We start from the raw sequence: 14,801 nt of genomic DNA, 5'->3' as shown, positions 1-14,801 counted from the left end.
TCATGTCTTGACCACGCCGAACGACGGCAGACAAATGATATATCATCTTGCGTTCTAGAGAAACAGAACCACCGGAAAAATGCGTGTCGTGCCTCGCAGTTTTGCTTATTAGCTGGAAAAATGCGGCCTCATGATATATGATCATTTCACCCGTGCTATGACAAGATGGCCCTCTTGCGGTCGTGCGATCGTCATCGAAATCGGCTTTCCAGCGTCGTGGGCAGCGTGGCCGCGGCATCGAGGAGGCCAGACTTCAAGCGTCCGAGGCCGGATGGCGGCGCAGCCGCGATCAGCCGGCCAAGCCTGCCATGCGGTTGTTGACGCGCCCATCCGTCGACACGTCCATTATCAGACAGAAAGACCGATCCCGTGAGCGCTGCCCCCGACCTTTCAATGCCGAACGCCTTCGTCGCAGGCCAAGGGAATCTCTCCGAGCACGAAGAGGCGATGGTCGCGCGGCGCGCCAATGTCCTCGGGCCGGCCTATCGGCTGATGTACGAGACGCCGCTGCATCTGGTGCGCGGCGAAGGCGTCTGGCTTTATGATCAGGCCGGCCGCGCCTATCTCGACGCCTATAACAACGTCACCTCGCTCGGCCATTGCCATCCCCGCATCGTCGCGGCGATCCGCGAGCAGGTCGGCATCCTCGCCACCAACACGCGCTACATGCACGACCTCATCCTCGACTATGCCGAGCAGTTGGTCGCGACCTTTCCGAACGAGCTCAGCCAGGTGATGTTCGCCTGCACCGGCAGCGAGGCCAACGATCTGGCGGTGCGCATCGCCAAGGCCTATACCGGCGGCACCGGCATCATCGTCACCGAAAACGCCTATCACGGCATCACCGAGACCGTCGCCGCCTTCTCGCCCTCGCTCGGGCCGGCGGTCGATCTCGGCGCCCATGTGCGCACTATTGCGGCGCCGGCGGCTTATCACGCCAGCGACAGCGATGTGGCAGCGACCTTCAAGCGGAACGTTGAAGCGGCGATCGCCGATCTGAAGCGTCACGGCATCAAACCGGCCGTGCTGATCGCCGACACGCTGTTTTCCAGCGACGGCGTGCTCCCCGAGCCGAAAGGCTTTCTCGCCGGAGCCGTCGAGGCGATCCATGCCGCCGGCGGCCTGTTCATCGCCGACGAGGTGCAGCCGGGTTTTGCCCGCACCGGCGAGGCGATGTGGGGTTTTCAGCGCCACGGCATCGTTCCGGATCTCGCCACCCTTGGCAAGCCGATGGGCAACGGCCACCCGGTTTCGGCCGTCGTGATGCGCCCGGAAGTATGCGACGAGTTCGGCCGCATGGCCCGCTATTTCAACACCTTCGGCGGCAATGCGGTGTCCTGCGCGGCGGCGATGGCGGTGCTGCGGACGATCGAGGAGGAGAGGCTGATGGCCAACTGCCAGTCGGTCGGCGCCTATTTGGCCGAAGGCATCCGCGCCCTTGCGGGTGACTGCGAGGCGCTCGGCGACGTGCGCGGCGCGGGCCTGTTCATCGGTGCCGAATTCGTCACCGACCGGGCGTCAAAGGCGCCAGATCGCGTCCGCGCCGGCAAGGTGGTCAACGCCATGCGCGATCGCGGCGTGTTGATCAGCGTCACCGGCCGCTTCCACAACAGCCTGAAAATCCGCCCGCCGCTGATCTTCACCAAGGACCATGCCGACCACTTCGTCGCGGTGATGAAAGAGGCGCTGGCCGCAACCGCTTGAGCCGCATCGCGAAAGCGCGGGGAAACGCGCAAGTGACGCTTCCCCGTCAGCGCGGCTCCGCCTTCGCCGCAACCCCGCCGGCTGCGGCAAAGACGCGTGGCCGTTCGCGGCGCTCGGCTTCCATCCGGAGGAGAGACGGCAGGATATATTCGCTGGCGCTGGCAAGATCGGCGATCAGGCCGGCACGCGCCGCCATTCCGTCGCCGACCTGGAGCGCACTCAAAATCCGCTTATGCGCAACATTCGCCTGTGACCCGTAGCGCCCCGAAACGACGAGCTCGGAGACGTAAGGGCCGGTCTGGCCCCACAGATCGCGGATCATGCCGCTCAGACGCGGCGAGCGCGCTTCGGCGTAAAGAGCGAAGTGGAACGCCTGATTGAGCCGGCGATATTCGGCGTGATCCTGCTTTGCGACGACCCCGTCGATCGCCTCGATCAGCGCGGCGAGCCCCTGCAATCCATCAGCCTCCGCCCGGCTTGCCGCCAGCTCGGCCGCCAGCCCTTCCAACTCGCAGCGGATGCGCAGCAGTTCGAGATAGGCGTCGAGCGACAGCTCCGGCACGGCGATGCTGCGATTGGCCTGCATCACCAGCAAACGCTCTGCGACAAGCCGCTGCAGGGCCTCGCGCACCGGCGTTGCCGAAACGCCATATTCTGCCGCGAGCGTGCGGATCACCAGCACCTGGCCTGGGCGGAAGGTGGCCGCCATCAGCCCTTGCTTGATCCGCTCATAGGCCTGGTCGTTGAGAGAGCGAAATTCGGGTTTGTCCACAGCGAACCTCCTGCGGCCGCTGATATCATATCCCGACCCGGGAGATCAGCGGCCGCAAGCGGATTTCACGAGCGGGTCAACCGCTGAGGAAGGCGCCGAGCGCTTCGAGGCGGCCCTTCTCGTCACGGCGGGCGGCGAGTGCGCCGTCCATGTCGATCGACTCGAAGCGGACCGGCTGGTGCGGCTGCAGCTGGCCGATCAGGTCCATATCGGCGGAGATCACCGTGCCGACCATGAAATAGCCGCCCCCCGAAACCGCATCGCGGTGCAGAACGATCGGCTCGGTGCCGCCCGGTACCTGGATGGAGCCGTAGGGGTAACAACTGTCGACGATGTTCGACGGATCGGAGCCGGCGCCGAAAGGCTGCTTGCGCGGCACGAAGTCGAGGCTGCGCCCGCCCCGGAAGCGGTAGCCGATGCGGTCGGCCTCGGGCGCGACCTTCCAGCTGTCCTCGAAGAAGGATCCCTGCGACTCTTCGGTGATCCGATGCCAATAAAGGCCCGGCATCGCCCGCAGCACCACGCCGGAGGCCGGCTGGATCCGCCGGATCTCCTCGGGGATCGACACGCCAAGCTTCGCCGCACCGCTGGCGGCCCCAATCTTGACCTGATCGCCCGCTTTGAGCGGCCGGCCCTCGAAGCCGCCCAGCGCGCCGAGCGCGTAGGTCGAGCGCGAGCCGTGCACCTCCGGAACATCGACGCCGCCGGCGATCGCGATATAGATGCGGGCGCCGGCCTTCAGCGTGCCAAAAGCGAGCTCCTGCCCCGCCTTGATCTCGAATGCGCTCCACAGCTCCTGCTCGACGCCGTCCACCTTCGGCGCCATCACCGCCCCGGTGACGGCGATCGTGGTGTCGCAAGCAAATTTCAGCACCGGGCCGAGAAAGACGGCCTCAAGCCCCGCGGCGCCGTCGGGATTGCCGACGAGCCGGTTGGCGGCGATCAGCGCGAAGCGGTCCATCGCCCCCGAGATCGGCAGACCGAGATGATAGTAGCCCGGTCGGCCGAGATCCTGCACCGAGGTCAACAGACCGGGTTTGACGACTTCGAACATTGCGGCACCGTCAGCCATCGAGCGCCTCCAAGAGTTTGGCGTTGAAACCTTCGGGATCGGCATTGAAGGCATCGAGCGAGAAGTGGACCGAGGCGATCTTCGGCTCGTAGCGGCCGGCCTCCACATCGGCGATCGCCGCGTCATAGGCCTCGCGATCGATCGGCTTGAACCGGATGATATCGCCCGGCCGAAACAGGAACAGATCCTTCAGATAGCTCTGCTCGGCCTTCGGATCGTAGATCGGCATCGGGGTGATGCCGAACATCTGGTAGCCGCCGGCGCCGCGCACCGAATAGATGCAACCGAAGCAGCCGCCATAGCCGACGGTCAATCGCGGCGTATCGGTCCGGGGCCGCAGATATTTCGGCACCTCGATCTGCCTGGAGCGCTCCACCAGCTGATAGGTGAAGGGCAGCCCCGCGACGAAGCCGACCATCGAAACAAACCAGGGCGCGCCCGAATGGGCCTCGATGAATGTTTCGACGCTCGGATAGTCGTTGATCCGCGCGGCATATTCGAGATCGGTCGCGTCGGGATCCTGATGGCGCTCGCGAAAGCGCATCAAGGTCTCATGAGTCCAGGGATCGTTGTAGAAGACCGGCACCTCGATGATGCGGGTGTCGATGGTCTTCTCGGCGGTCTCCGCCACCGCCTCGAAGCTCTTCAGCCGGGTCAGCAACGCCTCCGGCGCGATCACGTCGGGGTCGAACCTCACCTGGAAGGAAGCGTTCGCCGGACAGATCTCAGTGACGCCGGCGATCGTCGCCTCGCGCACCGCCTTGCTCATCGACAGGCTCTTGAAGAATGCCTCAAGCGACATTTCCTCGTCGATTTCGACGAAGATGTGTTCGTCGCCGCCGAAAGAATAACGCGTCTTCATCGGCCCTCACTCTTTCTCTGGAGTTGCATCGTCGGCCAGCGGACGGCCTTTCAGCCACTCCTCCAGCCAACCGGTGTGAAACGCCCCGTCTCGGACGTCCTTGGCGCCGGCGAGTGCCAAGTGAAGCGGCACCGTGGTCGGCACCCCCTCGACCGTCAACTCGCCGAGGGCGCGTTGCATGCGCGCGATCGCCCGCTCGCGGCTGTCGGCATGGGCGATAAGCTTGCCGAGCAGAGAGTCGTAGAAAGGTGGAATCTGATAGCCCGGATAGAGCATCGTATCGAACCGCACGCCCATGCCACCCGGCAGTTCGAGACCGCCGACGGTGCCGGGATGCGGGCGGAAATCGGCCGCCGGATCCTCGGCATTGATCCGCGCCTCGACCGCATGGCCGCGCAGGACAATGTCCTCTTGGCTCAGGCTGAGCGCCTCGCCGCCGGCGATCCGGATCATCCAGCCGACCAGATCAACGCCGGTGACCATTTCCGTCACCGGATGCTCGACCTGGATGCGGGTGTTCATCTCGATGAAGAAGAACTCGCCGGTCTCCTCGTCGAACAGATATTCCAGCGTGCCGGCGCCGCGATAGCCGACCCGCTCGGCAAGCTTGACCGCCGAGTGGCATAGCGCTTGGCGCTGCTGAGGGCTGAGACAGACGGCGGGCGCCTCCTCCCACACCTTCTGACGGCGCCGCTGCAACGAGCACTCGCGCTCGAACAGATGGATCGCCCGCTCGCCATCACCGAGGATCTGCACCTCGACATGGCGGGCCCGGCGCACGAAGCGTTCGAGATAAAGCCCGCCATCGCCAAAGGCGGCCTTCGCCTCGGCGCTCGCCTGAGGGATCAGCTGCGCCAACCCCTCGGCATTGGCGGCGATGCGGATTCCGCGGCCACCACCACCGGCGGCAGCCTTGATCATCACCGGATAGCCGACCGCGTCGGCGGCCGTTTGGGCTTCGGCGACGTCTTTCACGACTCCGTCGGAGCCCGGCACCGTCGGCACGCCCGCCAGCTCCGCCTCGCGGCGGGCGGCGGCCTTGTCGCCCATCTTGCGGATGGTTTCCGCCTTCGGCCCGATGAAGATGAGGCCGGCGGCCTCGACCGCCTCGGCAAAGTCGGCGTTTTCAGACAAAAAGCCGTAGCCCGGATGCACGGCGTCACAGCCGGTGTCACGGGCGGCGGCGATCAGGGCGTCGCCATTCAGATAGGACTTGGAGGCGTGCGGCGGGCCGACACAGACCGTTTGGTCGGCAAGACGCGCCGCCAGCATGGTCTCATCGGCGGCGCTGGCGGCCTGGACGGTTTTGAGACCGAGCTCGCGGGCCGCACGAATGATGCGAACCGCGATCTCGCCGCGATTGGCAACCAGGATCTTGGAAATCGCCATCGCTCAGGCTTCGAGATCGTAGAGCGGTTGGCCAGCCATCACGGCGTCTTCATTCTCCACATGGAAGGCGACAAGCGTCCCGGCGGTCTCGGCGATCACCGGGGTGAACGACTTCATGACCTCGATCAGCCCGACCGTATCGCCGACAGCAACGGCATCGCCTTCGTTCTTGAAGACCGGCTCCTGGGGCGAAGGAGAGCGATAGAACGTGCCAGGAATCGGCGCCTCGATAGTGCTCTTGGTCATAATCAGGCTCGCTGTTGCTCGTTTCAGAATTTGAAGAGCCTTGCAAAACTTCCAGCCCTCGTAAAATTGCAAATCAGAAAGCAGGCCATCGATAAAATCGATATCCTTTGACTGCGAGCAAATGGTGGCTTTCGCGTGCGCTCAACCGTATGGGTCGAAGGACTTGACTTGGCTGGGCAATATCGTCTCGGCCGGCAGCGTCGAGGGCTTGGAGAAAAGCGATGTCGATATCGTTCAAACAGATCCGCTACTTCGTCGCTGCGGCGGAGACCGGCCGGATCAGTCGCGCCGCGGTCGAATTGAACGTGTCCCAATCGGCGGTGACAACCGCGATCCAACAGCTGGAAGCCCTCGTCGGCGCACCGCTTTTGGAGCGCACGCCGCAGGGGGTGAAGGTGACGATCGAGGGCGGCCGCTTCCTGCCCCAGGCCAAGCAGATCCTGTCCTCGGTGGCCGAGGCGATCCGCAGCCCGCATATGAGAGGCGACCGGCTCGTCGGCCGGGTGCGGGTCGGCGTGACCTACACCGTGGCCGGCTATTTCCTGCCGCCCCACCTGATCCGTTTTTACGCCAACTTCCCCGGCATCTCGCTCGAGCTGTTCGAAGCGCCCCGCCCGGTGCTCGAACAGGCGATTATCGACGACGCCATCGACATCGCCGTGATGCTCGTCTCCAATCTCGAAAACCGCGACCAGATCACCAGCGAGATCCTGCAGCGCTCGTCGCGCCGGCTCTGGCTCACCCCGTCCCATCCGTTGACCCGGATCGACCGGGTCGGCCTCGCCGACATTCAGCCCTTTCCCTATCTGATGCTGACGGTCGACGAGGCGAAAATCACCGCGATGCGCTATTGGGCGAGCGCCAACATGGAACCGAAGGTGCTGTTCCGCACCGCGTCGGTGGAGGCCGTGCGCTCGATGGTTGCGGCCGGCGCCGGGGTGACGATCCTATCGGATCTCGTCTATCGCCCCTGGTCGCTCGACGGACAACGCATCGAGACCCGCGTCATCGACGAAGGCGTGCCGAGCATGGATGTCGGGCTGGCCTGGAAACGCCATGACGCCGTCGACCCGGCCTGCGCCGCGTTTCGCGACTTCATGCGCTACGCGACCGGCACTGTCGGCGTCGACCCCTCCTGACAGCGCCTCCGTCGCCGCCGTGCCCCGAACCGCCTCCTCCCGACATCTCACCACGCCAGCGGCGGACGGACAGGCTATCGATTTCACCGATACGGCGTTGCGATTTATTCAATTTGACGCCACACACTCATCCTGTCCACGCTGGGGAACCTAGCGCTCCGTGCGTCCGACAGGACGCGCAAAGAATGCGCTATATTATTGATTATACGCATCTTTCTTTCCGAAAATCGGGTCCGATTTTCGGGCCGATGCGGTAGCAAACACGGGCTGCTCCCAAAAAGGACAAGACCAATGAGCGTCACCATCAATTGCGATATGGGCGAAGGCTTCGGTCTTTATCACTGCGGCGACGACGCCGGCCTGATGCCCTTCGTCGACATTGCCAACGTGGCTTGCGGCTTTCACGCCTCCGATCCTTCGGTGATGCGCGCGACCGTGGCGCTCGCCGCCAAGCATGGCGTTGCCGTCGGTGCGCACCCCTCCTTCCCGGATCTACAAGGCTTCGGCCGCCGGGAAATGAAGATGGACCGCCAGGAACTTGCCGACTGCCTGATCTATCAGATCGGCGCGCTCAAGGGTTTTCTTCAAGCCGAAGGCCTGACGCTCAACCATATCAAGCCGCATGGCGCGCTTTATGGCGCCGCCATGCGCGAGCGGCACATCGCCAACGGCATCGCCGACGCGGCCGAGGTGTTCGGCGTTCCGCTTTTGTGCATGCGCGGCACGCTGCAGGAAGAGGTCTATTCGGAGCGCGGCATTCCGTGCCTTGCCGAATATTACGCCGATCTCGATTATGACGGCGAAGGCCGGCTGATCATCACCCGCCACCATGACGCCAAAGACCCCGAAGAAGCGGCGCGCCGCGTCCGGAAGGTCTTGAGCGACAAGAAGGCGACGACCGTCGACGGCACACTGATCGATATGAATGCCGACACCATCTGCATTCATTCCGACACGCCGAATGCGGTGGCGTTGGCTCAAGCCGTCCGACAAGCTCTGTGAGCGGCCGCAAGGCCTCCAACCTCCAGTCGATGAACACGGGACGCGGCGTCGAGTCCGCGTCAGGATCAGGGGACAATCATCTGAAAAGTCAACGAAACGACGCCGTATAACGAAAGGAAGTCAGGGGGAAAACGCCAACGCCGCACCTGGCACGCTCGACACGAATGGGAGTGAGTGAAGATGCAGTTGAGTTACTCGACCCGCGACCTTGTCCCGGCACAACGGCGCACGGCCTGGCAAAAGGCCATCGCGAGCGTTTATTTTCCCCTCGACCTGGTTTTCCAAGGATCGAGACAAGGATCAGGCGTCTTCGAGGGCAGCCTCGAAGCTTGGACCCTTGGCTCCGTTTCGATCTCGCGAAACTGTTCGAACGGCCTGCTTTATCGTCGGCATGAACAGCATCTCGTTGAGGAGTGCGACGAAAGCTACCTGATCACCGTGCCGGAGCTTGCGGAAGTGCGCTTCCTGCAGGATGGCCAGGACGTCTCCTGCCAACCCGGCGGCTTTCTGATCGAACGCAGCCACCTGCCCTACGAGTTCAGCCATCGCGATCCGGCTTCGCTCTGGGTGCTGAAGGTGCCGAAGGCGGTGCTCGAAAACCGGATCAGCCGGCCCGAACGACTGGCGAGCCTGCGCTTCGACGCCCGCACCGGCGCCGGCGCGCTGTTCGTTGATATGCTGCGCCTGTCCGTCGCCCGAATCACAGAATTCGACGCCACCGCCCAGCAACTGATCGGCTGCCAGTTGGTCGAGCTGTTGGCCGCCGCCGTGAGCTCCGACAGCCGCGTTTTGACCGGCTCGTCAACCACCGTGCGCCATGCCCATCTGTGCCGGGCCGAAGACATCATCCGCTCGCGGCTCCGCGATCCGGCCCTCACCCCGCAAAGTGTCGCCGACGCCTGCGGCATCTCGCTGCGCTACCTGCAGCAGATCTTCGAGGAGGAAGACACCACCGTCGGCACCCAAATTCGCACCCAGCGTTTGATGCAGTGCGATCAGCGACTGCGGGACCCGCATTTCCGCGGCTCGATCTCGCAGATCGCCTATGCTTGCGGCTTTGGTGACCAGGCGCAGTTCAGCCGCAGCTATCGCGCGCATTTCGGCCGCACCCCCAGCGATACCCGCGCCGAAGCCCGTCGCAATCACTGAGACGGGAGCGCGGCCACCGACGATGCGGATGATCTGCCAAAACCATAACCGAACTGCATTGTTGTGCTGCGCAGCATTTGTGCATTTCTCGCAAGTGCAAAAAAACCAAGCCCGGAATGCGCGGAAACGCAAAATTTCGTGCGCCAATCGTCAAGAACGCACCGTTCGAAGCTGCTTCACTTCCATCACGCAACGGAAAGCCATCGTCAAGCCAAGGCGACGGCAGGGCAAACGAGGTGGGAACGAAACCGTGCAGAACCTTCGCGTAGCCGTCGATGTCGGGGGAACCTTTACCGACATCTGTATCATGGATGAGGAGACCGGCCGGATCCGGATCGAGAAGACGTCGTCGACCAGCGACCCGATCGACGGGATCATGACCGGCGTCGGCAAGGCCGGTATCGACCTGTCCAAGGTGGCGCTCTTCTCTCACGGCACCACCGTCGCCACCAATGCGCTGATCACCCGTCGCCTGCCGCGCACCGCGCTGGTCTCCACCCAAGGCTTTCGCGACGTCATCGAGATCCGCCGCGCCAACAAAGAGGACCTCTGGGACGCCTATAAGGACGTCGTGCGCCCCTATATCCCGCGGCGTGACCGGCTGACCGTCCCCGAGCGTATCGACGCGGCCGGCGCGGTGATCGAGCCGCTCGACGAGGAGGCCGCCCGCGAGGTCGCGCGGATCCTCAAGCGGCGCGGCGTCGACGCGATCGCGGTCTGCTTCATGAACGCCTATCTCAACGGCGAGAACGAAAGGCGGATGCGCGACATCCTCACTGCGGTGATGCCCGACGTCCCGGTTTCGGTGTCGTCGGAAGTCTTGCCGGAAATCTTCGAGCACGAGCGCTTCTCCACCACCGTCGTCAACGCCGCGCTCAGCCCCGTCGTTGTCAGCTACACCAACCGTCTCGGCAACCGGCTGGCCGAGGAGGGCTACGAGCGCGATCTTCTGCTGCTGCACACCGGCGGCGGCGTGATGACGCCGGCGAGCGTCAAGGATTTTGCCGCGCGCCTTGCCGGCTCCGGCATTGCCGCCGGCGCCATCGCCAGCCGCCACATCGCCGGCCTCTGCGGCTTCCCGAATTCCATCGGCCTCGACATGGGCGGCACCTCGACAGACGTCTCGCTCGCCTATGAGGGCCAGTCGCGGGTGACCAAGGACTGGTCCATCGAATTCGGCTATCCGATCCGCTTCTCCTCGATCGAGGTGATGACCATCGGCGCCGGCGGCGGCTCGCTCGCATGGACCGACGAGGCCGGCTCGCTGCGCAACGGCCCGCAATCGGCCGGCGCCTATCCGGGCCCGGCTTGCTACGGCAACGGCAACACACAGCCGACCAACACTGACGCGAATGTCACGCTCCGCCGGCTCGGCACGAGTCTGGCCGGCGGCTCGGTGACGCTCGATGCATCGCTGGCCCGCAAAGCAGTCGCCGAGGGGGTCGCCGACCCCTTCGACCTGTCGGTCGAGGCCGCAGCGGATGCGATCCTCAAGGTCGCCAACGCCAATATGTCCGACGCCGTCCGGCTGATCTCGATCAGCCGCGGCTACGACCCGCGCGACTTCGCCCTCGTCGCCTTCGGTGGCGCCGGCGCGCTGCATGGTGCGGCGGTGGCGCGCGAACTCTCCATTCCGGCGGTGATCGTGCCGCCCAATCCGGGCGTCACGTCGGCGCTCGGCTGCCTGCTCGTCGACATGCAGCACGACTTTTCGGAAAACTGCATGGTCGACGCGACCGCCGCCGATCCGGAGACGATCGAGGCGCAGTTCGCCCGGATCGAAAAGGAGGCGCTCGACCGCCTGACCCATGAAGGGGTCAAATCCGAGGACATCGTCTTCCAGCGCTCGATCGACATGATGTATCGCGGCCAGTGGCGCTCGCTCGCCGTCACAGCCCCGAGCCCGATCCGCTCGATCCCGGACCTCATCGAGGATTTCCACCGCGAGCATCACCGGGAATACAACTTCCGCCGCGACGACACCCCAGTCAGCCTGTTCCGGGTCAATCTAAAGGCGATCGGCGTGGTGCCGAAAGCCAAGCTCCTCGAATATGAGCCGACCGGTGAGACGCCGGATCCGAAAAGCCGCCGCACCGTCTGGTTCGACGATCAGCCGCACGACACGCCGGTCTTTGATCGCGACACCCTGCCCGCCGGCTTTGCCCTTTCCGGCCCGGCCATCGTCGAACAGTTCGACTCCACCACGGTCGTCCCGCCCTGGGCCCATGCCGAAGTCGACAAGTATCTCAACATCATCATCCGGACGAAGGGCTGAGACCGATGGCCGACGAACAGCTCGATCCCGTGACCTTCGAGGTTCTGAAGAACGCCTTCATCACCGCCGTCGATCAGATGGGCGAACAGGTTCTGCGCACCTGCTACTCCTTCGTCATCTACAATCACGACTTCTCCAGCGCTCTCCACGATGCCAAGGGCGAATGCGCCGCCCAGGGCAATCAGGACATCGCCGTCCATGTCGGCACCCTGCATTTCACCTGCCAGGAGGTGATGCGGCAGTTCGAGGGCGACATGCACGAGGGCGACGTCTACGCCATCAACGACCCCTATGCCGGCGGCACCCACTTTTCCGACGTGCGGCTGGTGCGGCCGATCTTCGCCGACGGCAAGGTCATCGCCTTTTCCCAGTCGAACGGCCACTGGTCGGATGTCGGGGGTTCGGTGCCAGGCTCCTTCGACGTCTCGGCCCGCGAGATGTTCCGCGAGGGCCTGCGCATCACCCCGGTGCGGCTGTTCTCCAAAAACACGCTTCATCGCGACGTCGCCGGCCTGATCGCCCACAACACCCGCGATCCGGCCTCGATCATCGGCGACATGCAGGCCCAGGCCGAGGCGACACGGGTGTGCGAACGCGAGATCCACCGGTTGGTCGGTAAATATGGCCGCGAGACCATCACGACCGGCCTTGGCGCCGTCCAGGACTATGTCGAGCGCGCCGTGCGCCAGCGCATCGCCGCCCTGCCCGACGGCGAGTGGGAGACGGTCGACTTCATCGACCGCGATCCGGCCGGCGGCGAAGGCATGATCCCGATCAAGATCAAGATGACCATCAAGGGCGACAAGGTGATCTACGATTTCACCGGCAGCCACCCGGTGATCGGCTCGATCTACAATTCCGCCTTCGGCACCACCTTCTCGGGGGTTGCCGCCGGGATGAAGACCTTCTTCCCTGACCTGCCGCTGAATTCCGGCTTCTATCGCGCCTTCGAGATCATCGTGCCGGAAGGCTCGATCGTCGATGCGAAATGGCCGGTGGCGGTCACCGGCTTCCTGATGCCGTTCGAAAAGATCATGAACTCGATCTACGAGATGTGGTCGCGGCTGATGCCGGAACGGGCACTCGCCTGCGCCTTCAACCTCGAATATCTCCTGACCGGCGGCTGGGACGCCCGCGCCTCGGACCCGTCGATCTTCATGTTCTACGATTGGCTGCCCGGCGGTTGGGGCGGACGCAACGGTAAGGACGGCAACAACTGCACCACCGCCTCCTTCGGGACCGGCATGATGGCCCAGCCGGTCGAGGGCCAGGAGCGCGCCAATCCGATCCTGTGCACCGAGATGGAAATCGTCACCGACTCGCCCGGCCCCGGCCGCTGGCGTGGTGGCGCCGGCGTCAAGAAGACCTCGACGATGCTGGCCTGCGACGACGTCGTCATCTCCTATATCTGCGACCGCGAACGGGCCGTCGTCTGGGGTATCGAGGGCGGCCTGCCGTCCATGCCGCACGGCCTGACTCTGACCCGCGGCGCCGACGGCAAGCGCGAGCGGCTCGGCGCGATCTTCTCCGACGTCGCGATCGGCGAAGGCGACGTCTTCACCCGTCCGACCGCCGGCGGCGGTGGCTTCGGCGACCCGCTGGAGCGCGATCCGAAACTCGTGCTTGAAGACGTCATCGACGACTACGTCTCGATCGAGCGGGCGGCCAAGGACTACGGCGTTGTCATCAAGGCGATCGACCCCGAGATCTGCGAATTCGAGATCGACCAGGCCGCCACCGCAGCCCGGCGCGCCGAGATCCGTGCGCAGCGCGTCGACTGGGCGCGCACCGATCCCGAAGCAGTCGCCCAGCGCTTCCGCGACGGCGAGATCGACGCCCTCGACGTCATCCGCCAGCACGCCGTCATCCTCGACTGGGAAACCGGCGAGTTGCTGCCGGAATCGACCCGGCAGTTCCGCGAGGTGTTCGAACGCCGCTCGGTCTTTGAATGGAAGCCGGCCTGATTCCAAGCACGCGCCGCTACCGCAACCATCCCGATAATCGCATGCCCCGCAAAGCCCCTGAACCCTTTGAAAGGATCGCAGCTCATGGCCTCGAAACTGAAGACCCGCATCGCTCTGGCCGCGGCGAGTTCCCTCGCCGTCCTTATCGCGACGCAGCCGAGCAATGCGGCGGACGAAAGCCCCACCAAGTCCTGGTGGCCGTTCCCGATTTACGATTCCTCCTCGGGCACGCCGAAGGATGCCGAATACACCCCCCTCGACAAGGCCGAGAAGCCCTACAACATCTGCGTCCTCTTCCCGCACATGAAGGACAGCTTCTGGGTCGCCGTCGCCTATGGCATCGTGCAGCAGGCCAAGGCCGAACACGTCAACATGAACCTCTATGAGGCCGGCGGCTACGAGAACCTGCCCAAGCAGATCTCGCAGTTCGATGACTGCATGGCGAGCGGCGCCGATGCCATCGTCATCGGGGCGATCACCGGCGCCGCCTTCAAGCAGAAGTTCGCCGAGGCCAAGGCGAAGGGCATCCCGGTCGTCGGCGTCACCAACCCGATGCCGAAGGACGCCCTGCCCGCCGCCAACTACGTCGATTTCGTCGACATGGGCTCGGTAACGGCCAAGGGCCTGATCGCCAATCTCGGCAAGGACGAAGAAGCCAATGTCGTCACCTTCCCCGGACCGGCCGGCTCCGGCTGGGCGGAGGATTTTGAAAAGGGCTTCGAAGAAACCGTCAAGGATCAGAAGAACATCAAGATCCTCGACAAGAAGTTCGGCGACTCCGGCGTTGCGGTCCAGCTGCGGCTGGTTCAAGATGCGCTGCAGACCTACCCGAACATGAATGTCATCTGGGGCACGGCCCCGACGGCCGAGGCCGCGATCGGCGCGGTGCAGCTCGCCGGCCGCCCGGACATGAAGATCATCTCGTCCTACGAGAACCAGGCGATGCTCGACGCCTTGAACAACGGCCAGATCCTCGCCTTCGCCACCCAGTATCCGGTGGCCGAGGGGGCGATCGCCATCGACCAGGCCGTGCGTCTTCTGGAAAAAAAGCCGGTGATCAAACTGGTGCAGCCGAAGGCCAAGGTGATCGACCAGAACAACGTCAAGTCGCTGAACATGGATCTAGTTTTGGCGCCGACCGACTGGAACCCGGAATATTCGGTGACCGCAAAATAACGCGGCGACCAGCCCACAATGGCGGGCCGGCATGACGGCCGGCCCGCCTTC

12 protein-coding genes are annotated in these 14,801 nt (G+C 64.4%); 7 read left to right on the top strand and 5 right to left on the bottom strand.

Features of this window, described 5'->3' with window-relative positions:
- Positions 1 to 393: 393 nt before the first annotated feature.
- Positions 394 to 1,704: an aspartate aminotransferase family protein gene (locus J1C48_RS11085; RefSeq protein WP_207257965.1), complete on the top strand. Its 1,311-nt coding sequence runs from the start codon at positions 394 to 396 to the stop codon at positions 1,702 to 1,704.
- Between the two features lie 46 nt (positions 1,705 to 1,750).
- On the opposite strand, the gene J1C48_RS11080 is transcribed toward J1C48_RS11085, so the two are convergent.
- The 5 genes from J1C48_RS11080 to J1C48_RS11060 form a co-directional block, all read right to left on the bottom strand.
- Complete coding sequence (locus J1C48_RS11080) at positions 1,751 to 2,476, bottom strand: FCD domain-containing protein (RefSeq protein WP_207257907.1); 726 nt, start codon at positions 2,474 to 2,476, stop codon at positions 1,751 to 1,753.
- A gap of 76 nt (positions 2,477 to 2,552) precedes the next feature.
- Entirely contained in the window at positions 2,553 to 3,548 is a 996-nt protein-coding gene (locus tag J1C48_RS11075) for a 5-oxoprolinase subunit C family protein (RefSeq protein WP_207257906.1), read from the bottom strand.
- Positions 3,541 to 4,410 carry a 5-oxoprolinase subunit B family protein gene (locus tag J1C48_RS11070; RefSeq protein ID WP_207257905.1) on the bottom strand — a complete coding sequence of 290 codons (870 nt, stop codon included), beginning with the start codon at positions 4,408 to 4,410 and terminating at the stop codon, positions 3,541 to 3,543. The genes J1C48_RS11075 and J1C48_RS11070 overlap by 8 nt, the downstream gene beginning before the upstream one ends.
- 6 nt (positions 4,411 to 4,416) lie before the next feature.
- Positions 4,417 to 5,799, bottom strand: coding sequence for an acetyl-CoA carboxylase biotin carboxylase subunit (locus J1C48_RS11065; protein WP_207257904.1), 1,383 nt, complete (start codon positions 5,797 to 5,799; stop codon positions 4,417 to 4,419).
- Positions 5,800 to 5,802: 3 nt separating this feature from the next.
- Positions 5,803 to 6,045, bottom strand: coding sequence for an acetyl-CoA carboxylase (locus tag J1C48_RS11060; RefSeq protein ID WP_207257903.1), 243 nt, complete (start codon positions 6,043 to 6,045; stop codon positions 5,803 to 5,805).
- Between the two features lie 221 nt (positions 6,046 to 6,266).
- Here J1C48_RS11060 and J1C48_RS11055 point away from each other — a divergent pair, with 221 nt between their 5' ends.
- The 6 genes from J1C48_RS11055 to torT all read left to right on the top strand — a co-directional run bounded on the left by J1C48_RS11055 (position 6,267) and on the right by torT (position 14,750).
- The gene (locus tag J1C48_RS11055) at positions 6,267 to 7,184 is read left to right on the top strand and encodes a LysR family transcriptional regulator (protein ID WP_207257902.1); all 918 of its coding nucleotides are present in this window, start codon (positions 6,267 to 6,269) and stop codon (positions 7,182 to 7,184) included.
- 291 nt (positions 7,185 to 7,475) lie between these two features.
- Positions 7,476 to 8,186 (top strand): LamB/YcsF family protein, encoded by a 711-nt coding sequence (locus tag J1C48_RS11050; RefSeq protein WP_207257901.1) that lies wholly within the window; start codon positions 7,476 to 7,478, stop codon positions 8,184 to 8,186.
- A 180-nt stretch (positions 8,187 to 8,366) separates the two neighbouring features.
- Positions 8,367 to 9,335: an AraC-like ligand-binding domain-containing protein gene (locus tag J1C48_RS11045; RefSeq protein WP_207257900.1), complete on the top strand. Its 969-nt coding sequence runs from the start codon at positions 8,367 to 8,369 to the stop codon at positions 9,333 to 9,335.
- Positions 9,336 to 9,585: 250 nt separating this feature from the next.
- Positions 9,586 to 11,610, top strand: a complete 2,025-nt coding sequence (locus J1C48_RS11040) for a hydantoinase/oxoprolinase family protein (protein ID WP_207257899.1) — start codon at positions 9,586 to 9,588, stop codon at positions 11,608 to 11,610.
- A gap of 5 nt (positions 11,611 to 11,615) precedes the next feature.
- Positions 11,616 to 13,574 (top strand): hydantoinase B/oxoprolinase family protein, encoded by a 1,959-nt coding sequence (locus J1C48_RS11035; RefSeq protein WP_207257898.1) that lies wholly within the window; start codon positions 11,616 to 11,618, stop codon positions 13,572 to 13,574.
- An 84-nt stretch (positions 13,575 to 13,658) separates the two neighbouring features.
- Entirely contained in the window at positions 13,659 to 14,750 is a 1,092-nt protein-coding gene (gene torT, locus J1C48_RS11030; RefSeq protein WP_207257897.1) for a TMAO reductase system periplasmic protein TorT, read from the top strand.
- Positions 14,751 to 14,801 lie beyond the last annotated feature (51 nt).

This window comes from Jiella flava (assembly GCF_017349315.1).
Taxonomy (GTDB): Bacteria; Pseudomonadota; Alphaproteobacteria; order Rhizobiales; family Rhizobiaceae; genus Jiella; species Jiella flava.
Note: the sequence above shows the minus strand (reverse complement) of the source record. Positions and strands in the feature narration are given on the sequence as shown.